This window comes from Donghicola mangrovi, assembly GCF_013377535.1.
Taxonomy (GTDB): domain Bacteria; phylum Pseudomonadota; class Alphaproteobacteria; order Rhodobacterales; family Rhodobacteraceae; genus Donghicola; species Donghicola mangrovi.
The window spans coordinates 78,984-104,686 of the sequence record NZ_JABCJE010000010.1 but is presented as its reverse complement, the minus strand read 5'-3'; the positions used below and the strand labels follow the sequence as shown (position 1 = coordinate 104,686).

The window sequence follows — 25,703 nt, the reverse complement described above, 5'->3', positions numbered from 1 at the left end:
CGGTCAGGTTTCCCTGCCGCCCCGATCGCATCCTTAGCTGGCTGCGATCATCTTCTGGATTTGCGCCATCATCTCTGGCGGGATGTTGGACAGGTCCGGCAATTGCGGCCCGCCGCGCCCCGATTGAACCTCTCGCAGGCTGAAGTGCTGCACCTTGTCCAGCATCGCGCGGGTAGCCGACTGCATCTGGATCGCGGCGGCGTTCAACTCGTCGGCCTGATTGGTGATCCGGCCGCCCGAAACCGACAGTTCGCCAAGGGCCGATGCAATCTGCTGGGTGCCGCGCGCCTGTTCCAGGCTGCCTTGTTCTACGCGCAGGGCTTCTGCCTCGATCTCTCGGATGTTGGTGAAAATCTCGGTGAAGGCGGATTTGGTGTCGTTCGCCAGTTCCACGCCGGAATTCACCTTCTTGGTCGAACTTTCGATCAGTTCGGCGGTTTCCTTGGCGGCCTTGGCCGAGCGTCCGGCAAGGTTGCGCACCTCTTGGGCCACAACGGCGAACCCGCGACCATGGGTGCCGGCGCGGGCGGCCTCGACCGCAGCGTTCAGCGCCAGAAGGTTGGTCTGGAAGGCGATGTCGTCGATCACCTTGATGATGCGGCCAATGTCGTCCGATGATTTGCGGATGTCTTCCATCGCCTGAACCATGCCCGCGACCTGCCCCTCGCCCGAGGTGATGATCGTCAGGGTCTCGCCCACAGAGGACGCTGTTTTCTTGGAGGCTTCGGCGTTCGAGCGCACCATGCTGTCGGCTTGCTCGACCGTGGCCGAGATTTGCGCCAGCGCGGTGGCCTGCCCTTGGGCGTTGTCGTTCAGACTGCCCGCCGAGCGGGTGACCTGAGTGATCGCCTCGGAAACCTGCGCGACCTCTTCCTTGACCGCCGACATTGTGGTGTTCAGCGCCTCGAAAGAGCGGCCGAAATTCTCGACGATCAGGCGGTAAGCGCCCTCGTATTTCGCGGGATCGGGCTGTTTGGTCAGATCACCGTCAACCAGAGCGTTCGACAGAAGCTCGATTTCCGACATGACGGCGCGGATGGTGCCACGCACGCCTTCGATCGCGCCGCTGATCTTGGCCCCTTCGCCCGGCAGATCAGGGAAGGGATGATCAAAGTCACCGCGGGCAAAGGCCTCGATCACGTCGATGATGGTGTTCTTGATGCCTGCGTGCCCGTCGATCATCGAGTTCACGCGGCTGGCCAGATCGGCATACTCGCCCTTGAGCGCATCTACGTTGATGCGCTTGCTGTGGGCACCGGCCTCTTGGGCTTCGGTCAGGATTTTCACGCCGTTCAGCAGGGTCGTGGTCTGGCTTTGGGCAAAGTCGATATCCGTACGGTCCGCCCATTCCACGTAGAAGGCCACGGTTTTGCCCGCCTCGTCGAACTGGGGGGTGGCCTTGAAGGCCAGCGACTTGCCGCCCACCTTGAACTTGCCCTCATGGGTGTTTCTGAGGCCCGCCAGCATCTTGCGCTGGTTGGCGGGGACGCGGTGGAACAGGTCGATCGACCGGCCGATGATGTCTTCTGTGTTGAACGCCGGAAGGTCCGCACGAAGGTCCCCCTCAATCACACCGAACATCGCGTAGGCGGCTTTGTTCACGAAACGAATGATCAGGTCCGAGTCCGAAATCATCACGGGATAGGACAGCAGATCCAGCGCCGCAGACACGTCCTTGGTAACGGTAAAGTCGGTCTTGGAGGTCATTGTCAGTTTCCTTGTGTAGTCCGCCGGCACGTCGGCGTCCGAGTTACCCTTTGGCAACGGCAGGTCCCCCAAACTTTTAGAGAAGAACCGCCCGCTGCTGCCTTCGGGTGCGACCAAGGGGCTGCAAACCATGTGCCAACTCCCGAAAGGCCATGAAATTGCAGGCAATTCGCTCAACCCATGCATGTTTTAGGCTGGATTTCAGCCCGCGGCTGGGTGCGGCCGGAAACTCTCAGATCGCGAATGATTTTTCTGCAGTTGCACAATCGCAAGACAATGACAGGAATGTGACAGCCCTTACATCTGGTTACCGTCACAATCCCGATACATCTCAGAGGGATAAGGGGTCAAACTCTGCAATGCCCCAAGCTGATTTTGAGCTCGCCGAGACCGATGTTACCGTTCAAAGAAATACAGCCCGACACCCGAATTAGCTGCCGCAGCATTTTCCTGTCTGATTGGCATCTGGGGGCGCGTGCTGCAAATCCGGCGACAATCCTGTCGGTCCTGCGCAATCTTAAGGCGCAGAACATATATTTGGTAGGTGACATTCTGGACATCTGGCACGGTGGACGCGTCCATTGGAGTGCAGAGGCAGACGAAATCCTGTCCGAGCTGCGCCGTATGGCGCGGGCGGGTGCCCACATCACCTACCTGCCCGGCAACCACGATGCCCCCATGCGCAGCGGAGCCGAGGCGCCTCATGGCGGGTGGAAAATCACCAACGAACTGATCCACGAGACCGCCGATGGCCGCCGTTTTCTGGTGATCCACGGGGACCAGTGCGACAGCCGCCTGTTCCGCCAGCACTTCATGACCCGTCTTGGCAGCCGTCTGGACAGCTCGCTGCGGTGGCTGGACAATATCTATCGCAAGAAATTCGCGCTGGAGCGCGGGCAGCAGACTCCGTTCGAGTGGATCATCTCCAAATCGAACGAGCTGATGAGCACCGGCTATGTGTTCGACCACCGCGCCCTGTCGCTGGCCACTGCGGTCGGGGCGGATGGTGTGATCTGCGGCCATTCTCACAAGCCAGCGATGCGCGAATGGGACGGCAAGCTGTTCGCGAATTGCGGCGACTGGGTTGACGGCATGACCGGCTTGGTCGAACGATTTGACGGCACGCTTGAGCTTCTGGACTTTTCTCCGGTGGCCCATGCGGTATGGGCCGCGACCCACGCCCCCGAAGAGGCCGAGGCGCTGGCCGAGGTTATTGGATGACGACGGTACTAATGATTGCGCTGGTTGCGGCGGTTCTGCTGCATCTGGCCACTGTTTTTCTGGCGGCGCAGCGGTATTCCGGCCGCCCGCCTGTTCCCGCCGAGGGCGCGGAGCTGACCCCGTTAACGCTGCTGCGCCCCGTCTGCGGGGTCGATGCCTTTGACGAGGAAACCCTGCGCAGTTCATTCTTACAGGATTATCCCGACTACGAGATCATCTTTTGCGCCGCCCGCGCGGACGATCCCGCCTGCGCACTGGTCCAGAAACTGATGCAGGACTACCCGCAGATTCAGGCCCGCCTGATGATCGGCGAGAGCACGATCACCGGCAACCCCAAGGTCAACAACATGCACAAGGGCTATGACGCGGCCCTGCATGACCACATCGTCATGACCGACAGCAACCTGATGCTGCCCCCCGATTACCTGCGCCAACTGGTCGCCCGCTGGACCGATGACAGCATCGGTCTGGTGACCGCACCCGCTGCGGGTAACCGCGCGGTTTGCCTGTGGGGGGCACTGGAATGCGCCTTTCTGAACACCCACCAAGGGCGCTGGCAGTTGGCGGCGGATGCGGTCGGGTTGGGGTACGCTCAGGGCAAGACGCTGTTCGGCAAACGCTCGGTGATCGAGGCGGGGGGCGGCTTGGCCGCCCTTGGCCGTGATCTGGCCGAGGACGTGGCCATGACCAAGTTGATCCGAGGCCAGAACAAAAGCGTGCGCCTGACGCAGCAGCTGTTCTTTCAGCCGATCGGCAAAAAGACGTTCAAACATGTGTGGGCCCGTCAGGTGCGCTGGTCCCAGATCCGCAAACAGGGCTTTTTGCATCTGTTCCTGCTGGAAATGGTTCAGGGGCCGGTGCTGCCGATCGTGCTAACGGCGGTTCTGATCGGCTTTGGCGTGCTGCATTGGCTGGTGTTGCCCGCGCTGCTGGTTCTGTGGTACGGGGCCGAATGGGCGCTGGCGCGGCGCGCAGGCTGGCCGTGTGGGACCAAAGATATCTTCGCCTGTATCTTGCGCGATGCGCTGATCCCAGCCATCTGGTGCGTGACATGGACCCGAAAAGGGCTGGTCTGGCGCGGCAACGCGGTGGGCAAGCCCTCTAGCCAGAGCGCCGTATGATTGACCTATCGACGATCCAAGACCTGATAGCCGCCCACGGCCTGTGGGTGGTTGCGCCGATTGCGGTTCTGGAAGGCCCGATTGTCACGGTGATCTCGTCCTGGCTGGCGCAGCAGGGACTGTTCGATCTGCCTCGGTTGATCGCAGTCTTGGTGGCGGCAGATCTGGTCGGGGATGCGATCCTGTATGCGGTGGGCCGCTGGGGCCTGCACCGTTTGCCGCCCGCGTGGCTGCGCCGCATCGGCCTGCGCGAAGGGCGCATTCGCCTGATGTCCCGCAGGTTCGATCACCAAGGGGGCCGCATTCTGGCCTTTGGCAAGCTGACCCATGCCGCAGGTGCCGCCGTGCTGGTCGCCGCCGGTCTGGCGCGGATGCCGTTCGGGTCGTTCCTGTTCTTTAACACTCTGGCAACGATACCCAAGACTTTGGCATTTGTTGCACTCGGCTATCTGATCGGGCACGCTTATCGTCTGATTAACCTGTGGATTTCCAACGCATCCATTGCCCTCCTCGTTTTGATTATTCTTGGGGCGGGCTTCTGGATGCTGCGCCCGAAGTTTTGTAAATGAGTGTTTCCTGCATCATCCCCGCCTATAACGAGGCTGGCCGCATTGCCCATGTGTTGCGCGTAGCCCTGTCCCATCCCGACATCACGCAGGTGATTGTCGTCGATGACGGCTCGCACGATGGCACCCCCGAGATCGCCGAGGCCACAGCAAACGGCCACCCCGTTTTTCAACTGATCCGCCAGCCCCAGAACGGCGGCAAATCCCGCGCCATCGCTACGGGGATCGAGGCCGCGACCGGCCGTCACCTGCTGTTTCTGGACAGCGATCTGGTTGGCGTCAAACATACAGACCTCAGCGCCCTGATCGCGCCGGTGCTGGAGGGGGACTCGGACGTGGCCCTGTCCTTGCGCCGCAATGCGCCGCGGGTGTGGCACTGGATCGGGCTGGACTATATCTCGGGCGAGCGGATCATGCCCCGCGCCCTGCTGGCTGAGCACACAGACCGGATCAGCGCCCTGCGCAGCTTTGGCCTTGAGGTGTTTCTGAACCGTCTGTGGATCGCCGAAGGGCTGACTGTGTCCGTCGTCCAATGGCCCGAGGTTGACAGCCCCCTAAAGGCCCAGAAATACGGGATGATTGCGGGTGTTCTGGCAGATGTACGGATGCTGGCAGACATGTTCCGCACCGTCACCCCGATGACCGCGCTAAAGCAGATCGTCGCCCTGCGGGGAATGCGCGTCCCGCAATAGGGTCTGCCATCGCGCCCCGATCCATGCCATAAGCCGCCAATCGCGGAGGGCAAAATGGGTCACGATCTAAACCTGAACGCCATGAACTATTTCGAGGCCGTCGCCCGTTTGGGCGGCGTCTCTAAGGCTGCCGAGGAGTTGGGCGTCTCCGCCTCTGCCGTCAGCCAGCAGATCCGCCAACTGGAGCAGCAGTTCGGTGTCCGCCTGTTCCGCCGCGAGAAACGCCGTCTGTCCCTGACCCTGGACGGAGAGCGCCTGTTCCAGACCACCACCCAAGCGTTCCGCATGATGCGCGACGTGCGCAGCGCCATCGTCCGCCAGCGCGAGAACCGCCATTTCATCATGCGCGTCAGCCCCAGCTTCGGCGTGCGTTGGTTGGCACCGCGTCTGAAGGGGTTTCTGGACGCCAACCCCGGCTGGGATTTGCGCGTGGACGGGGCGCCGGACTTTTCGGATTTCGAGACCGAGATCGTGGACCTTGACCTGCGCTATGGCGCAGGCGACTGGTCGGGCCTGCACCAAGAGGCCGTGGTTCATGACTATGTTCTGCCCATGTGCTCGCCCGCCTATCTGGCCGAGCTCAAAGAACTGGCGGGCGATCCCATCGGGCAGCTGATGAAGGCGCGCCTGATTGACTCGGTCAAAACGCACTTCCGTTGGGATTTCTGGCTAGCCCGCCACGGGGCGATGGGCGGCCGGATGGTCTATCCCTTGCGGTTCGACCGCTCGACCATGGCCATTCAGGTGGCCGCTGACGGGGGCGGTGTGGTTCTGGAAAGCGCGACCCTTGCCATCAACGAGCTAGAGCGCGGCGATCTGGTGCCCCTGTCCCGCGCCTTTGAGGTGATCAAGGTGCCGACCTATTGGCTGGTCTGCCCTGCCCGCCACACGAACCGGCGGATCGTGCGCCTGTTCTCGGACTGGATGCGCCGAGAGGGGTTCGAGCACGACATCAAGACCGCAGAAATCCTGCGCAATCTTGGCTGCACCATCACCGAAGAAGAAACCACGCTGCTGTCCCGCGACAGCTAAGCAACCGCGCCCCAAAACCCGCCGTGCGACCGCGTCTGCGCGCGGGCGGAACGCGCGCCCACCATACCTTTGCCCGGATATGGCCGGTGGGACATATGCGCCCTAACCGGTCGCACATCTCTTTTTCAGAAGTGCCCTACACCATCGCATACAGACGAAAATTGCAATTACACTTGTACCAAGCGACTTTTTTGCATTCACGCAAATACAAACCGCGATGGACATAAATTTTCGTCGAAGGCGCTAACATTTTCTACACAGGCGTGAAAACGCACGCATCTCCTATGGGTTGCAAATTTGCAATGCATTCAGGGTAAAAAATATGCTTTTTCATATAAATTTCAGATCGCTTCGCAAAGCCGAAAACTAGCCAAACCACTCGCCATTTACGAGAAATTAACCCGTAGAGCGGTTATTCCTCGCAACGTTTCGAAAACCATTACCCGACAATTGTGCAAACAACGACGAAACTTCCTAAAGGCGCTGTCCGTCCAGTTGTTATAACAAATCGAAAGTGTGGGCTGGCTTATGGCACAGTATCTTCTTGGTGGTTTGTACAAGTACAATGGTTCCCTTCTTGGCGTTGATGTTACGTCTCTCGATGACGTTCTCGGGATTTCATATGTCCTCAGCAGCTTTGACCCTGTCACGAGCGGTACGGTTTCTGACTCCGATGGCGTTCTGACATCCAGCGATACGGACAGCACGATCTGGCTGGATGGCGCGACCGAGGCTTCGGCCGTCAACTATCTGGGTGGGGGGACGATTTCTGGCACGTTCCTCGACACGCGCGACGTGTCGATCATGGTCATCGACGGCGAAATCTATTTCTACATGCCCGAAGGCCAACCGCTGCTGTCGTTTCTGGCATTTTCGCTGAACGTCAGTGCCAACACCAGCCTGACCCTGCCCAACGAAACCGATGGCATCGTCAATGGCACCTCCGGCGGAGAGGTGATGGGCGTTGGCTACACGGATGCCGACGGCGACGTAATCACAAATGACGCGGACACCATCAACGGCAACGGCGGCAACGACACGATCTCAGCCGGTGGCGGCGATGACGTGGTCAATGGCGGCGCGAACAACGATGTCATCGACGGTGGCGCAGGGGATGACACCATCGACGGTGGCAGCGGCGCTGACGCCCTGACGGGTGGCGACGGGGACGACACCTTTGTTTACGTGGCCGGACAGGGCGCCGATACGATCACCGATTTCGGGAACGACACCGGCACTGCCGACGATGGCGATGCCACCAACAACGACTTCATTGATTTAACCAATTTTTACAACGACACGGTCGTGACGGCGGTCAACGGGTCCGACGCCAACGCCGACAACGATTTCAAACACGCGCTCGAAATGCTGAAGGCCGACCAGGCCGATGGCACCTTGGACGGCATCATCAATGGCGTGAACTACAGCGCCTATATTTCGGGGATCAACCTCAAGCTGGAACTCAGCGGCGCGGCGGTGGCCAGCAGCGAGCTGACCGCCGAGACCACCGGCGTGATCTGTTTCGGCGCGGGCACTCTGATCACCACCATGCGCGGGGCAATCCCGATCGAATACCTGCTGCCCGGTGACAAGGTCCTGACCATGGATAACGGCTATAAACAAGTGCGCTGGCTGGGGAACCGCACCGTGCGTGCCACGGGCAAGAACGCTCCGATCCACATCCCTGCGGGGGCACTGGGGAATGAGCGCGATCTGGTCGTGTCCCCGAACCACCGGATGTGGCTGCGCTCGTCCGAGGCAGAGCTGCTGCTTGGCGACCACGAGGTTCTGGTGCCCGCAAAGTTTCTGGTCGGTTTCTTTGGCATCACCCAGCAGCGGGGCGGGCTGATCGGCTATCACCATATGCTGTTCGACCAGCACGAGATCGTCTTTGCCGAAGGGTGCGCCAGCGAAAGCTTCCACCCCGGGGTTCAGGCGATGGACACGCTGGAACAGGCCGCGCGGGACGAAATTCTGGAGCTGTTCCCCGAACTGGCCAAAATAGACGGCGACGCCATGCGCAATATGGCGCTGGCCCGCCAGTCGGTCAAAGCGCACGAGGCGCCCTTGCTTCTGGTCTGAGTTACCGCCGGACGCACCCCCAACGCGCGTCTGACGGATGGACGCCCTGCCACCTCCGCAGCGGGGCGTCGCCAATTTTTGCGGCAATTCCGCGTGGATGTATCCCAGCTTAACAGACCTTGTAGGATTTCTTAAATTAAGCCCCGTTCCCCACTTGGACGGCTTTCGCTAACACTCGCCTCCAACACAGGCGCGGCAATTTCCGTGCGTCGAGGAGGACATATCATGAAATTGGGTTTGGGCAGCTACGCCTATCGCTGGTCTATTGGCATCAAGGATCAACAGCCTGCCGCGCCGCTGAACGCGTTCGATCTGCTGGACCGCGCCGAGGCCTTGGGGCTGGAAGTCGTGCAATACGCCGACAACATGCCGCTTGACCGCTATTCCGAGGCCGATCACCACAAGCTGTACGAAGTCGCGCAATCCAAAGGCATCGCGCTGGAGCTTGGCACCCAGTGCTTTGACGCGGCTCAGGTCGAAGAATATCTGGCCATCGGCCAGCGTCTGCACGCCAAAATCATGCGCGTCGCGCTGGACGAAGAAGACAGCCACATGGCTGTGCCCGATCTGGCCGAACAGCTGCGTCCCCTTCTGGACAAAGCCCGCGCCGCCGGCATGCGCATCGCGATCGAGAACCACTTCAACTACCCCTCACCGCGGATGGTCGAACTGCTGGACACCATCAATGATGACACGCTGGGTGTGTGTCTGGACGTTGCGAACTCGATCTGCGCGAACGAATGGCCAGAAGAGACCATCAAGATGCTCGCGCCCTACACGATCAACCTGCACCTCAAGGATTATGAGATCACGCCCGATCCCTATGGCGTCGGTTTCCGCATTCACGGCACCCCGCTGGGTCAGGGCCGCGCGCCGATCCCGTGGATTCTGGATCAGCTGACCCACTGCCCCGCCGACATGAGCGTGCTGCTAGAGCATTGGCTACCCCTCGGTGCCGGTCTGGAAGAGGCCCGCGCGCAGGAACAGCCCTGGATCGAGCAGACCGTCGCCGCCGCAAAAGAATTCGTCAAAGGCCGCTAAGAGGAGGACGACCAATGACAGCAGATATCCGCACCAAGAAACTGATTAACGCGCCCGAGAATATTATCTCGGAAATGATTGCGGGCATGGTGTCCGCGCACCCCGACATCCTGTCCGTCGAAGGCCCCACCGGCCGCGCGGTTGTGGCCGTGGATGGCCCCCGTGACGGCAAGGTCGGCATCGTGATCGGCGGCGGCTCGGGCCACGAGCCTGCGTTCGCGGGCTACGTGGGCCGTGGTCTGGCGGACGCAGCGGCTGTGGGCAACGTCTTTGCCTCGCCCTCGCCCGAGCAGATCATGGATGCGGCGCGTGCCGTCGATGGCGGCGCTGGCGTAATGTTCCTGTACGGGAACTACACCGGCGACGTGCTGAACTTCGACATGGCCGCCGAAGAGTGCGAAGGCATGGGCATCCCCACCAAGTCGGTTCAGGTGATCGACGACGTGGCCTCCGCTCCCAAAGAGCGCCAGAACGAGCGTCGCGGCATCGCGGGCGACTTCTTTGTGTTCAAGATCGCAGGCGCTGCCGCCGAACATGGCCGTGACCTAGAGGCGTGCTATGCCGCCGCGCAGGCCGCGAACGCCAACACCCGCAGCATGGGCGTGGCGCTGACTGCGTGCTCTATGCCCCAGACCGGCAAACTGAACTTTCACCTCGGCCATGACGAAATGGAAATCGGCATGGGCGTTCACGGCGAACCCGGCATCCGCCGCGGCCGTCTGGAAAACGCGGACGCTGTCACCGACGAGCTGATGCAGCCCATTCTGGACGACATGGGCCTGACCGAAGGCGACAAGGTTGCTGTTCTGGTGAACGGCCTTGGCGCAACCGGCCAGCTGGAACTCTACATCATCCACCGCCGCGTGGCCGAGATTCTTGGCGAAAAGGGCATCGACATCCACCACAGCTGGGTCGGCGAATACGTCAGTTCGCTGGAGATGGCGGGCGCGTCGATCACCTTGCTGAAGCTGGACGATGACCTGCAGCTGCTGCTGGACACCCCCTGCCGCACCCCCGGCCTGACTGTGGCTGGCTCGCTCGAGCCCAAGGGCACCCGCACCCGTCGCCACGCGGACACCGCCAAAGAGGTGACCGCCGTTGACACCAGCAAACTGAACACCGATGGCCCCATCACCCCCGCGATGTTCAAGGACATGATGCTGGCCGCCGGCGCCGCCATCCACGAAAAGCGCGACTGGCTGTCCGAGCTGGACGGCGTGATCGGTGACGGTGACCACGGCGTGACCATGGACATCGGCTGGACCGCCGTGCGCGGCAAGCTGGTGACCGATGACACCGAGAAAACCATCAGCCAGACCTGCGAGATCATGGCCAAAGCGTTCCTTGATGCGGTTGGCGCGTCGTCGGGCCCGCTGTACGCCTCGGCCTTCCGCAAGGCGGGCGAAGCGGTGTCGGATCGCTGGAATCTGGACGCTGGCGCGATGGTTGCTTGGGTTGATGGCCTGTGCGCGGGCATTCTGGCCCGTGGCGGCGCTCAGGTCGGCGACAAGACCATGATCGACGCTTGGGTCCCCGCCGTTGCCAAAGCCAAAGAGGCGCTGGCCGACAACGCGGACGCGATCGGCTGTCTGGCCGCCGCGACCGAAGGCGCCAAGTCGGGCCGCGACTACACCGCTGAAATCGAAAGCCGCCGTGGCCGCTCGGCCAAGTTGGGTGCGCGTTCGATCGGCCACGTGGACCCCGGCGCAGCCTCGGCCCACGTGATGCTAGAGGCAATCACCGCAGCTGCCAAAAAGGCGCTGGGTTAAAGGCTCCCCTCGTCCTGCCGGTAGATGATATCGGCGGGGCGGCTCCCTTGGATCACATCGCGCCCGTTGGGCAGGTCATTCCCGTCCAGCTTGTGCGCGATCTGATCCTCGGTGAGTCCGAAATGCTCCCACCGGGCGCGCAGGCGGCGGCGGAGCTCGTCTTCGGGCACATCAATCATCACCGTCAGATCGAACATCCCGTCCAGCGCATCCCAAGGGGCACGGTCCAGCAGGACATAGTTCCCCTCGACCAGGATCAGCTTCACATCGTCGGGGATGATCCGCGCACTGCCGCGCGAAATCTCTAGAACACGGTCGAATACAGGGACCGCCACGCGGGTTTCCGAGCCGTCCTTCAGCCGCCTCAGCACCGACACAAGGCCACCCACATCAAAGGTATCCGGCGCGCCCTTCCACGGGCGGCGGCCCATCTGGTGCAGCACCGCATCGTCATAGTGGAACCCGTCCATGGGCAGGATCGCCACCTGTCCGGGGTGGTCCGCCTCTAGCGCCTCGAGCAGACGTTCGACCGTGGTGCTTTTGCCGGAACCGGGGGCCCCGGCGATCCCGATGAATTTGCGCCCCGCGCCGGACATCAGCGCCCCAGCCGCCTGAACCAGTTCATCAAACCCGACACTTTGCGCAACCATCTTTGGGCCTCTCCTCTGACCGTATTCAAGGCCCGAAACCTAACGAAACTAGGTCGGAAATCCAGAGCCCGCGTGCGAGCAATGGTATGGATTTCCCTACCAAGCCTCCCGTAAGCACTGTTTGCCGGAGGACCCGCCGCCCCATACAAGTGAACCCGTAACTGTTTGTTAACAAGTATAATGGGTCAAAAAATATGGCGTTCATCAACGTACTGTCGGGGGCGGATACCGCGCTTCTGACTGCGGGCATCGACATCACCGCAAATAGCTTCATGCTCGTTCCGTCGGATTTCAACATGAGCATGGAACCCGAATTCTACGAAGGCGGGGAGTATTACGGCGAATACGTGGTGGATGGCGATACTTATGCCGTCGAATTCACCTACGGCGAAGAAGTCTATATCCCGACCGAGACCGAGTTTCTGGATATCACCGGTTTCAATCTGTCCGATAATCCCGAAACCAATGGCGGCATGAACAGCTTTGTTTACGGCAACGCTGGGGGTTACGTTTCCTTTGTCACGAATAACCTTATTCCCGAGATGAAGATTTACGAATACCTCAATTCCGGCGCCTCTTTCACCGCGCTGGCCCTGCGCGGCAACGATCTGATTGTCATCGAAGAAAGCGCCCGCGTCGAAGCCTTTGCCGGCAATGACACCATTCTGGGCAGCAATGGTCAGGACACCATTTTCGGCGGCAAGGGAAATGACCTGATCAAAGGCATGGACGGCGCGGATATCATCCTTGGCGCCAGCGGAAAGGACACCATCATCGGCGGCGCAGGCGAGGACACCATTAACGGTGGCACCGGCCACGACCGCATTCTGGCGGGCGAACAGTCGGATCTGGTGCGCGGCGGTGGCGGCAACGACAAGCTCTATGGCGAGGACGGCCTTGATATCCTGCTGGGTCAGAACGGCCGCGACGTGCTGGTGGGCGGCAAAGGTAACGACACACTGACCGGTGGTGCCCGTGCGGACAAGTTCATCTTTGTCGGCCGCGCAGGCAATGACGTGATCACCGATTTCGACGCCGATCTGGACGATCTGATCCTGCGCCGTACCGGCAATCACAGCATCGACGATCTGGAAATCACTCAGCATGGTCATGACGTTCTGATTGACTACGGCAAAGGGGAAATCCTGCTGGAGAATACCGAGCTTTCGGACATCCTCGGGGCGGATATCTCTTTCACCTAAATTTGGGCTCGGGCCGGATAACCGGCCCCTTTTCCATTCGCCGAATACAATCATGGGCTGTGAAAACGTGATTTGCCATCACCAGAGGCGAACCGTAAGCCCCGCGCATAAGCCCAAATGGGCACAGGGTCAGACTGGAGGCAATTCAATTGGCCAACATCAATCTTTTCGATCGCTTTTCGTCCATCATCTTTACCTACGGCTTCGACGTAACAGCGGCGTCTTTTTTGCCCCAGACAAATCTCTGGAATAGCGCAAGCCAAATCCAGTCCGAGACGGCCACCGAGGCAGCCTACGAAGAGTTCTATTTCGAGGGCGACACCTATTACCTGAGCGTGGACGTCGAAGAGGCCGTCTATGCCGAAACCGCCAATGGTATGCTGGCACTTGCCGGGAACGACCTGAGTGATTTCGCCGACAGCAACGGCGACGTCTATGCCGCAGGATATTTCGGCGACGACGAAGCCTTTGCCTTTATGACCAGCAGCCCGCTCTCTGAGAAAACCGTGCTCGACAGCTTTGCGTCTGGCCAGTCGCTTGGCACCACGTTGCTGGCGGGCCACAACGTCATCGTCGTTGAGGACACCGACACCCGCGTCGATGCGCTGGGGGGCAATGACTGGGTCATCGGTGGCGATGGCGCAGACTCCCTGAATGGCGGCACCGGAAACGATCTGCTCTATGGCAACTACGGGCGCGATGTTCTGAACGGCGACGATGGCAACGACCAACTCTTTGGCGCAGAGAACGCGGACACCCTGAATGGTGGCAACGGCAACGATCTGCTGTTCGGCGGCGACGATTGGGACAAGCTCTATGGCGATGACGGGGCCGACAGCCTCTATGGCGAGGACGGCAATGACACGCTGACCGGCGGCGCAGGCAATGACCTGTTGTCCGGCGATTGGGGCTGGGACCGGCTCTATGGCGGCCAAGACAAGGACAAGCTGTATGGCGGCGCCAATGGCGACTACCTCAACGGTGGGGGCGGTCGCGACAAGCTGTTCGGTCAGGACGGAGACGATACCCTGGTCGGCGGCGCCGGCTTGGACAAGCTGACCGGCGGCAAAGGCGACGACACTCTGACCGGTGGCGGTGGGAACGATCGCTTTATCTTTAGTGGTCGCGCGGGTCATGACACCATCACCGACTTCGACGTCGATCATGACACCATCGTGCTGAAGCACACTGGCCGCGAGAGCGTGGACGACCTGCGGTTCACCCAAGTCGATGACGACGTGCTGGTCGGCTACGGCAAGGGCAAAATCCTGCTGCTGGATACCACCTTGGACGACGCGACCCACGGGCACTACGTTTTCGGATGATCTGAAAGGGGCCGCTCTGTCGCCAGCCGTTAGCATAAATGTTGAATGGAATGAGTGCTGGCGCTATTGTGCCAGCACTTTTCTATTTGAATGAATGGGTTGCTGGCGTGTCAACTGAAGGTGATGACGAGAAAGCCCCGAGGATTTCTTCGAGAGCATTGCGCCGAAGGTTGCCTCGTACACCTGCCGGATTTTCGGTGAATTTTTGCCGAGATCCACACTGTGATCTCTTCGGTGTTCTGCCAGATCCTTACGCTCGCAGCGGGCGCGGTCAGGATGCAACCAGAGGCAGAGTTTCTGGTTCGGATGAGGAGAGATCGTTTCGCTGCTCGAGTTGCACGGGCTTCAACATCATAAAATCCAACATCGCGATCATGCAGGAATTTTCGCGTGTCTCACAGTGGCATAGGAAATCTTTTTTCGCAACCTGCCCGACGCATGGCTGCAGGAACCACGGACTTCCACCGGTGTTCGCGCCCTCAGCCTATTTCCGGTTCGGCAAGACTGCTTCCGGAGATCAAAGACTGAGATGCAAGGCATGTGGCGCCACCTTCTCTACCGGGAAGGCCACCAGACGGCACAAGAAGACCGACAAGACGGGAGCAATCTTCAAGGCTTTGGTCAATAAAGTCCCGATCCGGCGTATGACTGAGATACTTGATGTGAATGCACCGCATATCTACAGCAAGATCGATTTTCTGGCCGAGCAATGCAGGCTCTTTGCGGCACGCCGTGAGACCCGCTTGGCGAGTTGCTTCGCCAACCAGGCTCCGATTTTCGCAACCGACATTCAGGTTGTGCTGGTGAATTGGCCCATCAAACAGCGTCGTGGCACTATTCCGCTTTTGCACATGGCGACGGTTCATCAAGGCAGCCAGTTCGTGGTGGCAGCGACAACCGACTTCGATCCAGGTGTCTCGATGGAGGACATCGAAGACGAGATGCTGGCGTCAGGCGATTTCGAACTTCCAAGATCGATGCGGTCACAGGCTCGAGTTTGGTCGGCGTCGGAATACCTGCGCATGGTAATGAAGATCAACAGGTCGATCCGTTCCGAGGATGACTTGCTCGTCGGCGGCTCCTGGCACCTCCCTGGCGAGGGTGCCCGCGTCCGAACAGATATATTGATGTACGCACATATGATGCTGGTGAAGAAATTGCTCGGGCGTGATTACAGGCGCGCGTTCTTTTGCCTCGACGCAGAGAGCGGTCTTGCTGCGGCCACTTCTGCACTGTTCGTGGATGAGGTGGCCATGGGTCGAGTAGACATCGCCGAAGTGCTCTTCACCAAGGGGCAGACCAATGACCGGAGAAGTGAGCTGTCACGCGAAGGGCGTGCCATCCGTGAGATCCTTCAACAGGAGCATCGTGACGAAGTGCTGCGCGTCATGGCCCGCCGACCCACATTCTCGGAGTTGGAAGCGCTGACGTCGGTACTTCTGGAACGGAGGTTTGCAGATCAGCCTCAAGAGGAGCGTGGCAAGATCCTCAAGGCCGAAGGCTTCAACTGGCCTTTCCATACAAAAGCGGAGCCCGAAAAGCGAATTCGTTTCCGGACCGACTTGGGTCAACACGATGTCGATGACCTCGCAGGTCTGCTTGCCAGATCTTCTCTCCATCCCGTGGACACCTACTTCAATCTGGCGAGACGCCGTCTTACGGGATTCGAAAGGGGTATCCCGACCAGCGCGAATGCAGAGCGGATCTGGCATGCCTACGCGTACTATCGCCCCGACCTCGTCCCGAAGGTGGCCATGATCTTGCGCTTTTACTACAATTACATGCTCGCCGACCGGCGCGGACAGACCCCGGCGATGAAACTCGGGCTGGCCAAAGGCAAGGTCTACGTCCGTGACCTTCTGGCGTTCAGGTGACCCTCCCGCTCAGCGAACTCAGATGCCTCACGGATGAGGCATCTGATGTTCTTCGTTCGACCACCGCACCAGATGCACCCCAGTTTAATGATATTTCCTCTGTAATGCCGCAACCAACAGGATAATGGCCCCCATGTAAGGTGTGGTTTCTTTCTCAGGCATCTCTATGAATGCCTCACAGTTTGCGTCTAAGATGGGTTCATGTTGAGCTGGAGATGAAAAATGCCTCACATCCTTGGAAGCCGCCTGAAATTCGAGTTCGAGAAGCTCGGTCTGAACAAGTCACAATTCGAAAAAACGCATAAGCTTGGCCGTAAGCAACTTGGGGAACACCTGAAACACTCCGACCGGATCGAGGTCAATGAGAATACGGCGGTTATCTATCAGCGTGCGTTCAAACGCACTCTCGAGGACTTGCAACGCCCTCCTGCCACGGAGGACCGCAAGAACTCCACGCCTACGGGATGGACGCGCATTGCCTTTCCAGTGTCGGAAAATGATCGGATGATCCTCAAGTTGACCGCACTCCGGTACAATGTCGAGGTATCGACGATACTGCGGATGTCTGCGGCCCTGTTCACAATCGTGGCCGAACTTCAGCTCTCTGATCGCCGCCGACAGGTTGCCGAAATGCAAGCACAACTCGACGCCTTCCCGACGGGCCTCAGGCATCTGGCCGCGACTTCTCACGGCCAAGGAGAGATCATGGAGGCCCTGGAGTCCGAGCGGACTGCGATCGAAGTACGCGACCTTTCCGGGTCCAGTTTCCGCGACTACGAATGGAATGAAAACCACGAGGGTTCCGGCGATCTCTTCGACGACTTCCTTGATCAGAAACTCGAGGAGCTTGCGCCCGACATATACAGACACTCGGGCGTCGCACCTTGCAGCGACCTCTTCGGCGACCTGCTCGACGACATGTGCCAGGGCGATCAACTGGGGCGCATGGTCCTGTTGAAGGGCGATGTGCAGCCTCGGGATGTCTTGAACCTCCCGGCGCAGGAGCGCGTCGCGTATCTGCATGAACACTGCAGGGCGGAAACGCGCGCGGCATTCGACGAGCATGAGGCCTTGCTGGCTTCACTTGATCTCGATTTCGATTTCGAAACCGACGCTGGGGACGATGATGCTTGATCTCCAGATGACCAACCACGCCGAAATTCGCAGGCAGCAGCGCGGCTTCAGGAAAGCCGATATCGATGTCCTTGTCGCATTGGGCGAACCCTGCGGCCACGATGGCTATCGCATTCCACGCCGTGTCGCCCAGGATGAAATCCAGAGGCTGAAAGCTCGCATTCGCCAGATCGAACGGCTTTCAGAGAGCATCGCGATCGTCACAGGAAATGCGGTGATCACGGTCCACCATGGAGAAAATCGCAGGGCCAATGGCAGGCGTCGTAAAGGAGGAAACAATGAAGGCAACTGACCAGAGTGATGATCTTGTCACCATCCAATTACCACTGCCATTCGTGCATGGGCTCCTGGCCTTGACCCATCTGCTGGATGGGCGGGTCGTCGAGGCATTGCTGGATGCCGTCAGCGCGCCTCCCGCTTCGGGATTTGAAACCGACCAACAAACGGAAGAAGTCGAAACGTTGCCTGTTCGAGCGAAACGCTCATCCCCCATACTTCACGAAACTGACCTTGTGGCGAGCGTCCTTGGGCAAACGGTAAGAGGTGCGACACTACCCGACCTGTTTGGAAAATGCGTTGATCTGATCCACAAGCTCGATCCGGCAGCCATCGAGCAATTTGCAGAGCAGCAAACCCACGCACGTCGGTATGTGGCCAAGAGCCGTGAAGATATTCACTTCCGGTCACCGCACCTTGTTGCCGAGACGCAGAAGACAGAATCAGGCTGGTGGATCAGCAAGAATGTAAGCGAAAATCAAGTAGTCGCGGGTCTTCGAGCCTTGGCAGATGCCGCAAAATTGCACTTTGGGGACGACATAAAATTCCCGTCAGGCGGTAGCTGACCGAAGAGCTCGGAGCGCGCCAGACGAGAAAAAAGCCTTGGTGACGTTCAGTCGAGAACGAATGATGCGCACGAGATGCCGAGCGCAAGAAAAACAGGGCGGCGAAGAAAATCGCCGCCGCCCTTTCGCTCCGAAAACAACATTTATCGTAACGGCTGGCGCTCTGTCGGCCCCTTTTTCGTTTGAGCGCGGCCCAAAAGTGATTCGGAAACGCAGGATTTCTCTGGCCTGTTAGTGGATCGAACGCCGAGTTTCGTTAATCACCCTTACTCGACTCCCCTGCGCATCGCTTAAAATTTAGGCAAACAGCAGCGAAAGCAGCAGACTCTTATGCAATTTACTGCATGTTTTTTTATTCGTTAGGTCAGGGTAAGATCGCGTTCAAAGAGCGATTTGCAACGCCAGCGAACAAGACTTACGTCCCGCGCGACGAAGCCACCTATTTTCCCAAAGTATAGTTAACAAATGCAAAATAATTGCTTTGAGCTGCCCCCTCAAAAATCGCTTGTTGTGCGGCGGGACAACATCCTTCAAAATATGAGGAATTTCCGCGTTGGGCTCGATGGGACAGCTGATGTTACCGTAGGTCAACAGATTGTGTCTAAACGTCTGACTTCCGTAAAACCGTAGTTGCGTTATCGTAAGTCACTGCCTAAACGGATAGTCGTTACCAGTTCTTATCCCTCAAAAAGGGGCTTTTACATATGCTTACGCAGCCGACCGAAGAGATCGATTTCGATATTCGTGACTTCACACCTTACATGCTGAACGTCGCGGCCGAGGCCATGAGCGAAGGCTTCTCACGTTATTATCGTGAAAATTTTGGCATGACCCGCACCGAGTGGCGCGTGCTGTTCCACCTTGGCCGCTATGGCAACATGAGCGCCAAAGAGTTGGGCCAACAGTCCAAACTGCACAAAACCAAAATCTCGCGTGCCGTCGCTGGCCTCGAGGAAAAAGGGTTCCTGACCCGCGAACAGCGCCCCGAGGATCGCCGCAGCGAGACCTTGATCCTGCTGGCGGATGGCACCGCGGCCTATGACACTCTGATCGGATATGCCGAGGAATACGAAAACCAGCTGGCGCGTGCCCTGGGTGTTCGTGACGCCCGCGCTCTGAAGCGCGCTCTGGCGAAACTCGTGTCGATTGGCCGGCGCAACTAAGCACCGGCCTTTTTCTTTGGGCGCTTAGTTCGCGCTCTCGAGGATCAGGAACACGGCTGCCGATAGCGCTGCCGCCGCAGGAACCGTGATCACCCATGCCGCCACAATGGTCATGAAGTGCGAACGGCGCACCAGCTTGCGGCGCACGCGCTCTTCGGGGGCCAGACGTTTCGCGGGTGCGCGGCCCTGATTGACCGTACGGGCGCGGCGTTCTGCATGCCATTCACGGAAGAAGCCCACGCCAAAAATGCCACCCACCGCGATGTGGGTCGAGCTGACGGGCAGCCCCAGCCAAGACGCAACAATCACAGTCATCGCAGCCGACAGCGCCACGCAGTAGGCGCGCATCGGGTTCAGCTTGGTGATCTGGTTGCCGACCATGCGGATCAGTTTCGGCCCGTACAGCACCAGACCGAACGAAATCCCGAACGCCCCGATGATCATCACCCAGTGCGGGATCGAGACTTTGCCCGCGAATTCGCCCGCCTCTTGGGCGTAAACGATCGCGGCCAGCGGGCCGACAGCGTTCGCCACGTCATTCGCCCCGTGGGCAAAGGACAACAGCGCCGCCGAAATCACCAGCGGCAGACCGAAAAGCACCTTCAGGGATTTGTTGCGGTTTTCCAGCCCTTCGGACTTTTTAGCGATGTAGGGGACGGAGGCCAGATAGGCCAGCAGGCCGACGCCAGCGCCGATCAGCAGCGCAGTGGGCATCGAAATCTTGATCAGGTGCTTCACGCCCTTCAGCGCCAGATAGGTGCCAAAGGCCGCCGACATAATGGCGATCAGAACAGGCACCCAACGGCGGGCAGAGGCGATCTTGTCCTCGGTATAGATGATCTTCCACTTGATGAAGGCCAGGAAACCGGCCGCAATCAGGCCACCCAGCGCAGGTGAAATCACCCAGCTGGCCGCGATGGTGCCCATGGTGCCCCAGTCAACAGCGCCCATACCGGCCGCAACGATGCCTGCGCCCATGACGCCGCCAACCACCGAGTGCGTGGTGGAAACGGGCGCGCCAATCCACGTGGCAAGGTTCACCCAGATCGCCGCCGCCAGCAGCGCCGACATCATCGCAAAGGTAAAGGTGTTCACATCAGCGACGCTTTCGGGCGCGATGATCCCCTTGGAGATGGTCGAAACTACATCGCCGCCCGCGAGCAGCGCACCCGCGCTTTCGCATACAGCTGCAATCGCAATCGCCCCCGCCATAGATAGCGCGTTCGCACCCACCGCAGGGCCCATGTTGTTGGCAACGTCGTTCGCGCCGATGTTCAGCGCCATATAGGCGCCAAAGGCCGCCGAGATCACGATGATCAACGATCCGGGCTCGTTGCCGGTCATCATCACCGCCGCCAGCGCGGCCAAGGCGATAAATGTCAGCGAAATGCCGACCCCGACCAGTGGGCGGGACACAGACATCGTGCCGGTTTCAAGCTTGGCGACCCGCTTTAGGTCCTTGTCCAGTGTCTTCCACTGGTAGTCGTTCGGTTCTGTCATGACCGCCCCTTGCAGTTTTCAGTTCGCTGCGTTCTTGGGCGGACCTGTTAGCGGTCGAATAGATTCAAGGCAAGCTTTGTAACAGTTTTGTAAGACTCGGCTCGTGGACGGCTTCGGCGGCCTCATCGCGGGTCATCCAGCGGCGCTTGCGCTCGGACACCTCGGGATACTTGTTTTCAAGCTTAGACAGCTCAACCTCAAAGACGTTCACCTCAACAGTAACAACCAGCCCTTTGCCAAGTTTCTTGTTGTAGGTGTAAGTGCCGACCTGATGGGGTCTCGTTTTTTTCGGCACAATCCCCGCCTCTTCCCAGCCTTCTTCCAAGGCCGAGCGTTCCGCGGACTTGCCCTTTTTGATCCAACCCTTCGGAATGACCCAACGCCCTGTATCTCGCGAGGTGACCAGCAGGTACTCGCGTTCCGTTCCCTTCAGCCGATAGCACAACAGTGCGACTTGCTGGGAAGAAGGGCGTTTGATCATTGGCATTATGAAATCCCGGAGGACGGTTTGAATCATCGAGTGCTTTTCGTTTTGGGGTGGGGACTTCTAGCAACGAGATAGTCCCCTTCGCAACGCTTGGAGCCGCGAAACAGTGCATTTCACCAAGTAAAATAAGGGAATCCTGACCCCAGAGACGGTAACCGCCTAATGTAACAGTGAAATTTCTGCTGTCAGATTGAACCGGCTTCGACCATGTAACTGTTAGCAGTGCACATCATTGCATCATCTGATGATAAAAACAGCACCATCCGCGCGATGTAGACCGGTTCAATGGGGTCAGGCAGGCACTGACGCTCTAGATGATCGGCCAATGCTTCGGGGGTGACCCACAGCTCTTTTTGCCGGTCTGTCATGACCCAACCGGGGATGACGGCGTTCACGCGAATGCGGTGGCCTCCAAGATCGCGCGCCATCGTGCGGGTTAGGCCCTGCACCGCGGACTTGGCGGTGGTATAGGCCGGAAAGCCGCCGCTGGCCTGAAACCAGCTGTTGGAGCCCATGTTGATGATGGAGCCTCCGCCAGCCTCGATCATATCAGGCGCGGCGGCCTGAATGGCAAAGAACATGTGGCGGATGTTGGTCGCCTGCCGTTCGTCCCAGTATTCGGGGGTCACGTCGCGCCAGTCGTGGCGGTCATCGCGAGCGGCATTGTTCACCAGCACCTGAGCCCCGCCAATACGCTCTTTGAGTCGCCCGAACGCAGCGCGCAGGCCATCAATGTCGCGCAGATCGCAGATTTCGTGGGTGACATTCTCGAACTCCGCGCTCAGCTTGGCGGCCCCGTCCGCGTCCAGATCGACAAAGCCGACCTTGGCCCCTTGGGCGGCAAAGGCACGAACGATCTGCTCGCCGATGCCAGATGCGCCACCGGTAATGTAAACGGTTTTATCCTTTAAACTCGGATAGTTCGCGAAATTGTCAGCCATAGTCTCTCTCCCTCTTGAGGGAACTATGGGGGCGGCTTCGGGAAATGACAAACGGAATTGGCTGAAACGGTATACCATTTTGCCAACGCATTTTCGCAGGGTCGGGTCTGCATTTCCGGCGGCTTTCTTTAGTACGGACCATTATTATAATAGTCCGTATGAATATCGGAGTTTAACCTGTGAAGTCGCTTGCCTTTTCGCTGCACGAAACCGCCAACCTGATGAAGCGCCGCTTTGAGCAAGAGGCCAAACCCCTTGGGCTGACCTTGCAACAGTGGCGCGTGCTGGGGGTGCTGTCGCGCGAGGGCACCCAGCGGCAATCGGCGCTGGTCGAGGCCACCCAGAGCACGCCTATGACCATCAGCGACGTGCTGGACCGGCTGGAAAAGGCGGGACTGGTGCACCGTGCCCCCTCGGCCGAGGACAGCCGCGCCAAAGACGTGTCCCTGACCGACCAAGGCACACAGAAATCCCAAGAAATCAAAGCCATCGCAGAGGGCGTCTTTGCGCAGATCTTTGACGGCATCCCCCAAGACGATCTGGACACCACGATCCGCACTCTGACCCACATCTGCAAGAACATCGAAGGCGCCTGAGCGCGCCCGTGTCAGGAGACACAGAACATGAACGCACAATCCCCCTCTATGGCCGCTGCGGCTGCCGCCCCTGTTTCCGCCCCCGCCAAGCCCGCCAAAGCGCGCCGCAAGCGGCTGTTGATGATCTCGCTCCCTCTGGCGCTGGCCATTGCGGGGGGCGCTGTCTGGCTGACCGGCGGGCGCTATGTGACCACGGACAACGCCTATGTGCACCAGCCGATGGTGGCCGTGTCCGCCGATGTCAGCGGGCGCGTGACCGAAGTGACCGTTGGTGAAAACCAGCACGTCGCGGCGGGTGACGAGTTGTTCGCGCTGGACCCCGTGCCCTATCAGATCGCGCTGGCTCAGGCAGAGGCCGCGCTAGCCTCGGCCCGTTTGAATGTGGCACAGCTCAAGGCGTCCTATGCATCGGCTCAGGCGCAACTGGCCGCAGCGGAAAGCATCCTCGAGGTTCAGGAAAAGGAACTGGAGCGTCAGCGCGCCCTGACCAGCCGCGGGGTTGGATCGCAGGCCGATCTGGATGACAGCATCATCTCGGCCCGCAATGCCACCAACAACGTCGCCGTCGCCAAAGCGCAGCTTGAAGCCGCCGCGTCGGCCCTGAACGGCAATCCGGATGTCGAGGCGGACGCCCTGCCCTCGGTCCAAGCTGCGATGGCGGCGCGGGATGCCGCGGCCCGCAATCTGGCGCAAACCCGTATCTCGGCGGCCTCTGCCGGGACGATCGCGCAGCTGGAATCCCTGAACGTCGGCCAGTACCTGAGCGCGGGGTCGCAAGCCGCTGTTCTGCTGGAGCCGGAAAACACTTGGATCGTCTCGAATTTCAAAGAGACCCAGCTGGAAACCCTGCGCGTTGGCCAGCCCGTCGAGGTCGAGGTTGACGCCTATCCCGGTGTGACCATCCACGGCAGCATCGAAAGCTTTGGCCCCGCCACGGGTTCGCAATTCTCGTTGATCCCCGCGCAGAACGCGACCGGAAACTGGGTCAAGGTTGTGCAGCGTGTACCCGTCCGCATTCGCCTTGATGGCCTGCCCGAAACGCCCCTGCGCGATGGCATGAGCGTCCATGTCAGTGTCGATACGGGCAGCAGCCGTCTGGACAATCTGTTATGACAGCCCCTGCCCTATCCGCCCCAAAGATCACGGTCGCCAACCCCGGTTGGCTGACCGCAGCGATCATGCTGGCCACGATCATGCAGGTGCTGGATACCACGATTGCCAACGTGGCCCTGCCCCACATGGCCGCAAGCCTTGGCGCCACGCAAGAAGAGATCACTTGGGTGCTGACCTCCTATATCGTGGCGTCGGCCATCGCGACCCCCATGACCGGCTGGGTCGCGGACAAGGTCGGCCGCCGCATGGTGTTCATGGGCGCGATCATCGGATTCACCCTGACCTCGGTTCTGTGCGGCCTGTCCCTTGGCCTGCCCGAAATGATCCTGTTTCGCGTGTTCCAAGGCATCTTCGGCGCCGTGCTGATCCCCTTGGCCCAAGCAGTTCTGCTGGACATCAATCCCCGTGAAAAAGTCGGCCAAGCCATGGCGATCTATGGCGCTGGCATCATGGTCGGCCCGATCATCGGCCCCACCTTGGGCGGTTACCTGACCGAGGTGTTCAACTGGCGCTACGTGTTCTTCATCAACCTGCCCATCGGCGTTGTGGCTCTGCTGGGGGTCATGGCCTTTATGCCGCGCGAAGAAATCCGCCACCGCAAGTTCGACCTGTTCGGATTCAGTATGCTGGCCATCGCGATGGGCTCGCTTCAGCTGATGCTGGATCGCGGCCAGTCCGAAGGGTGGTTCGAGTCCGTTGAAATCTGGCTCTATCTGGGTCTGACGATTTCGGGGATGTGGGCGTTCGTCATCCACTGCCTCGACAATCAGGATGCGTTTGTCGATCTGAAGATGTTCCGCGACCGCAACTTCGTCATGGGTCTGGTGTTCATCTTTATCATCGGGATGACGCTATTCTCGGGCCTCGCGCTGCTGCCGCCGCTGCTGCAAAAGCTGCTTGGCTATCCGGTGATCGAGACTGGACTGGTCATGGCGCCGCGTGGGGTCGGGACGATGGTGTCGATGATCCTGGTCGGGCGCTTGGTGGCGCGGTTCGATGCGCGGGGGCTGGTTCTGTTCGGCCTGCTGGTCACTGCGGCATCGCTGCACGTCATGGCGGGCTTTGACACCCAGATGGGCTCCATGCCGATCATGGTGTCCGGCGTGATGCAGGGCTTTGGTCTGGGGTTCGTCTTTGTGCCCTTGTCGACGCTGACCTATGCGACCATCGAGACGAAGTACCGTGCGGATGCGACGGCCTTCTTCAGTCTGGTGCGGAACGTCGGCTCTGGCGTCGGGATCTCGGTGGTGACAGCGGTGCTGTCGCGGATGACCACCGTCAACCACGAAGAGATCGCCTCGACCCTGACCGCCAGCGCGCCGGAACTGCGGGCCGCCCTGCCCCAGCTGATGTCGAACAGCGCCTATTATGCGTCTATCGCGGATCAGTTGGTCAGCCAGCAGTCGGCTATGATCGCCTATATCGACAACTTCATTCTGATGTTTGTCTTTACGCTGGCGGTGGTGCCGATCGTGTTCCTGCTGCGCAACCCCAAGCACCACGCCCCCAAAACGTAAACACAACGGTGGCATCCGTTGCCCCCTGCCACCCAAGACAGAGCGGCGCGGCTATGCTATCATTTCGGTTAGCCGCGCCTGCTTTTTCGCAAAACCTTTTCAGTCTGCGGCCCCCATATTCCGGATTT

The 25,703-nt window shown here is 59.7% G+C and carries 23 protein-coding genes; 18 read left to right on the top strand and 5 right to left on the bottom strand.

Going from position 1 to position 25,703, the window contains the following annotated elements:
- Window positions 1–33: 33 nt before the first annotated feature.
- Window positions 34–1,707 carry a methyl-accepting chemotaxis protein gene (locus HJ536_RS16730; protein ID WP_177158598.1) on the bottom strand — a complete coding sequence of 558 codons (1,674 nt, stop codon included), beginning with the start codon at window positions 1,705–1,707 and terminating at the stop codon, window positions 34–36.
- A 393-nt stretch (window positions 1,708–2,100) separates the two neighbouring features.
- Between HJ536_RS16730 and HJ536_RS16725 the strand changes: the two genes are divergently transcribed.
- The 8 genes from HJ536_RS16725 (at window position 2,101) to dhaL (ending at window position 11,231) form a co-directional block, all read left to right on the top strand.
- Window positions 2,101–2,928: a UDP-2,3-diacylglucosamine diphosphatase gene (locus HJ536_RS16725; RefSeq protein ID WP_177158597.1), complete on the top strand. Its 828-nt coding sequence runs from the start codon at window positions 2,101–2,103 to the stop codon at window positions 2,926–2,928.
- Complete coding sequence (locus tag HJ536_RS16720) at window positions 2,925–4,049, top strand: ceramide glucosyltransferase (RefSeq protein ID WP_177158596.1); 1,125 nt, start codon at window positions 2,925–2,927, stop codon at window positions 4,047–4,049. The genes HJ536_RS16725 and HJ536_RS16720 overlap by 4 nt, the downstream gene beginning before the upstream one ends.
- Window positions 4,046–4,618 (top strand): DedA family protein, encoded by a 573-nt coding sequence (locus HJ536_RS16715; protein ID WP_177158595.1) that lies wholly within the window; start codon window positions 4,046–4,048, stop codon window positions 4,616–4,618. The genes HJ536_RS16720 and HJ536_RS16715 overlap by 4 nt, the downstream gene beginning before the upstream one ends.
- Window positions 4,615–5,307: a glycosyltransferase family 2 protein gene (locus tag HJ536_RS16710; protein ID WP_177158594.1), complete on the top strand. Its 693-nt coding sequence runs from the start codon at window positions 4,615–4,617 to the stop codon at window positions 5,305–5,307. The genes HJ536_RS16715 and HJ536_RS16710 overlap by 4 nt, the downstream gene beginning before the upstream one ends.
- Window positions 5,308–5,361: 54 nt before the next feature.
- Entirely contained in the window at window positions 5,362–6,339 is a 978-nt protein-coding gene (locus tag HJ536_RS16705) for a LysR family transcriptional regulator (RefSeq protein ID WP_176854581.1), read from the top strand.
- Window positions 6,340–6,867: 528 nt separating this feature from the next.
- Window positions 6,868–8,421, top strand: a complete 1,554-nt coding sequence (locus HJ536_RS16700; protein ID WP_177158593.1) for a Hint domain-containing protein — start codon at window positions 6,868–6,870, stop codon at window positions 8,419–8,421.
- A gap of 225 nt (window positions 8,422–8,646) precedes the next feature.
- Complete coding sequence (locus tag HJ536_RS16695) at window positions 8,647–9,462, top strand: sugar phosphate isomerase/epimerase family protein (RefSeq protein ID WP_177158592.1); 816 nt, start codon at window positions 8,647–8,649, stop codon at window positions 9,460–9,462.
- Window positions 9,463–9,476: 14 nt separating this feature from the next.
- Window positions 9,477–11,231: a dihydroxyacetone kinase subunit DhaL gene (gene dhaL, locus HJ536_RS16690; RefSeq protein WP_177158591.1), complete on the top strand. Its 1,755-nt coding sequence runs from the start codon at window positions 9,477–9,479 to the stop codon at window positions 11,229–11,231.
- Here dhaL and HJ536_RS16685 read toward each other — a convergent pair.
- The gene (locus tag HJ536_RS16685) at window positions 11,228–11,881 is read right to left on the bottom strand and encodes a nucleoside triphosphate hydrolase (RefSeq protein ID WP_177158590.1); all 654 of its coding nucleotides are present in this window, start codon (window positions 11,879–11,881) and stop codon (window positions 11,228–11,230) included. The genes dhaL and HJ536_RS16685 overlap by 4 nt on opposite strands.
- Window positions 11,882–12,075: 194 nt before the next feature.
- Here HJ536_RS16685 and HJ536_RS16680 point away from each other — a divergent pair, with 194 nt between their 5' ends.
- The 7 genes from HJ536_RS16680 to HJ536_RS16650 all read left to right on the top strand — a co-directional run bounded on the left by HJ536_RS16680 (window position 12,076) and on the right by HJ536_RS16650 (window position 19,421).
- Window positions 12,076–13,083, top strand: a complete 1,008-nt coding sequence (locus HJ536_RS16680) for a calcium-binding protein (RefSeq protein WP_177158589.1) — start codon at window positions 12,076–12,078, stop codon at window positions 13,081–13,083.
- Between the two features lie 149 nt (window positions 13,084–13,232).
- On the top strand, window positions 13,233–14,408 hold the full coding sequence (locus HJ536_RS16675; protein WP_177158588.1) for a calcium-binding protein: 1,176 nt from the start codon (window positions 13,233–13,235) through the stop codon (window positions 14,406–14,408).
- Between the two features lie 644 nt (window positions 14,409–15,052).
- Entirely contained in the window at window positions 15,053–16,282 is a 1,230-nt protein-coding gene (locus tag HJ536_RS16670; RefSeq protein WP_177158587.1) for a hypothetical protein, read from the top strand.
- Between the two features lie 222 nt (window positions 16,283–16,504).
- Window positions 16,505–17,416 (top strand): hypothetical protein, encoded by a 912-nt coding sequence (locus HJ536_RS16665; RefSeq protein WP_177158586.1) that lies wholly within the window; start codon window positions 16,505–16,507, stop codon window positions 17,414–17,416.
- Window positions 17,409–17,708: a hypothetical protein gene (locus HJ536_RS16660; RefSeq protein ID WP_177158585.1), complete on the top strand. Its 300-nt coding sequence runs from the start codon at window positions 17,409–17,411 to the stop codon at window positions 17,706–17,708. The genes HJ536_RS16665 and HJ536_RS16660 overlap by 8 nt, the downstream gene beginning before the upstream one ends.
- A complete protein-coding gene (locus HJ536_RS16655; protein ID WP_177158584.1) occupies window positions 17,695–18,258 on the top strand; it encodes a hypothetical protein in 564 nt (187 codons plus the stop codon). The genes HJ536_RS16660 and HJ536_RS16655 overlap by 14 nt, the downstream gene beginning before the upstream one ends.
- A 704-nt stretch (window positions 18,259–18,962) precedes the next feature.
- A complete protein-coding gene (locus tag HJ536_RS16650; RefSeq protein ID WP_176854594.1) occupies window positions 18,963–19,421 on the top strand; it encodes a MarR family winged helix-turn-helix transcriptional regulator in 459 nt (152 codons plus the stop codon).
- Window positions 19,422–19,445: 24 nt separating this feature from the next.
- Here HJ536_RS16650 and HJ536_RS16645 read toward each other — a convergent pair whose 3' ends face one another.
- The 3 genes from HJ536_RS16645 to HJ536_RS16635 all read right to left on the bottom strand — a co-directional run bounded on the left by HJ536_RS16645 (window position 19,446) and on the right by HJ536_RS16635 (window position 22,349).
- On the bottom strand, window positions 19,446–20,921 hold the full coding sequence (locus HJ536_RS16645) for an inorganic phosphate transporter (protein ID WP_177158583.1): 1,476 nt from the start codon (window positions 20,919–20,921) through the stop codon (window positions 19,446–19,448).
- Window positions 20,922–20,985: 64 nt separating this feature from the next.
- A complete protein-coding gene (locus HJ536_RS16640; RefSeq protein WP_228028769.1) occupies window positions 20,986–21,408 on the bottom strand; it encodes an NUDIX hydrolase in 423 nt (140 codons plus the stop codon).
- A gap of 185 nt (window positions 21,409–21,593) precedes the next feature.
- Window positions 21,594–22,349 (bottom strand): SDR family NAD(P)-dependent oxidoreductase, encoded by a 756-nt coding sequence (locus tag HJ536_RS16635; RefSeq protein WP_177158581.1) that lies wholly within the window; start codon window positions 22,347–22,349, stop codon window positions 21,594–21,596.
- A gap of 179 nt (window positions 22,350–22,528) precedes the next feature.
- On the opposite strand from HJ536_RS16635, the gene HJ536_RS16630 reads away from it, so the two are divergent.
- Genes HJ536_RS16630 through HJ536_RS16620 form a run of 3 tightly spaced genes read left to right on the top strand, consistent with a single transcriptional unit; the run spans window position 22,529 to window position 25,575 of the window.
- A complete protein-coding gene (locus tag HJ536_RS16630; RefSeq protein WP_177158580.1) occupies window positions 22,529–22,945 on the top strand; it encodes a MarR family transcriptional regulator in 417 nt (138 codons plus the stop codon).
- Window positions 22,946–22,972: 27 nt separating this feature from the next.
- Window positions 22,973–24,058, top strand: coding sequence for an HlyD family secretion protein (locus HJ536_RS16625; protein ID WP_177158579.1), 1,086 nt, complete (start codon window positions 22,973–22,975; stop codon window positions 24,056–24,058).
- Window positions 24,055–25,575 carry a DHA2 family efflux MFS transporter permease subunit gene (locus tag HJ536_RS16620; RefSeq protein ID WP_177158578.1) on the top strand — a complete coding sequence of 507 codons (1,521 nt, stop codon included), beginning with the start codon at window positions 24,055–24,057 and terminating at the stop codon, window positions 25,573–25,575. Before HJ536_RS16625 ends, HJ536_RS16620 begins: the two co-directional genes overlap by 4 nt.
- Window positions 25,576–25,703 lie beyond the last annotated feature (128 nt).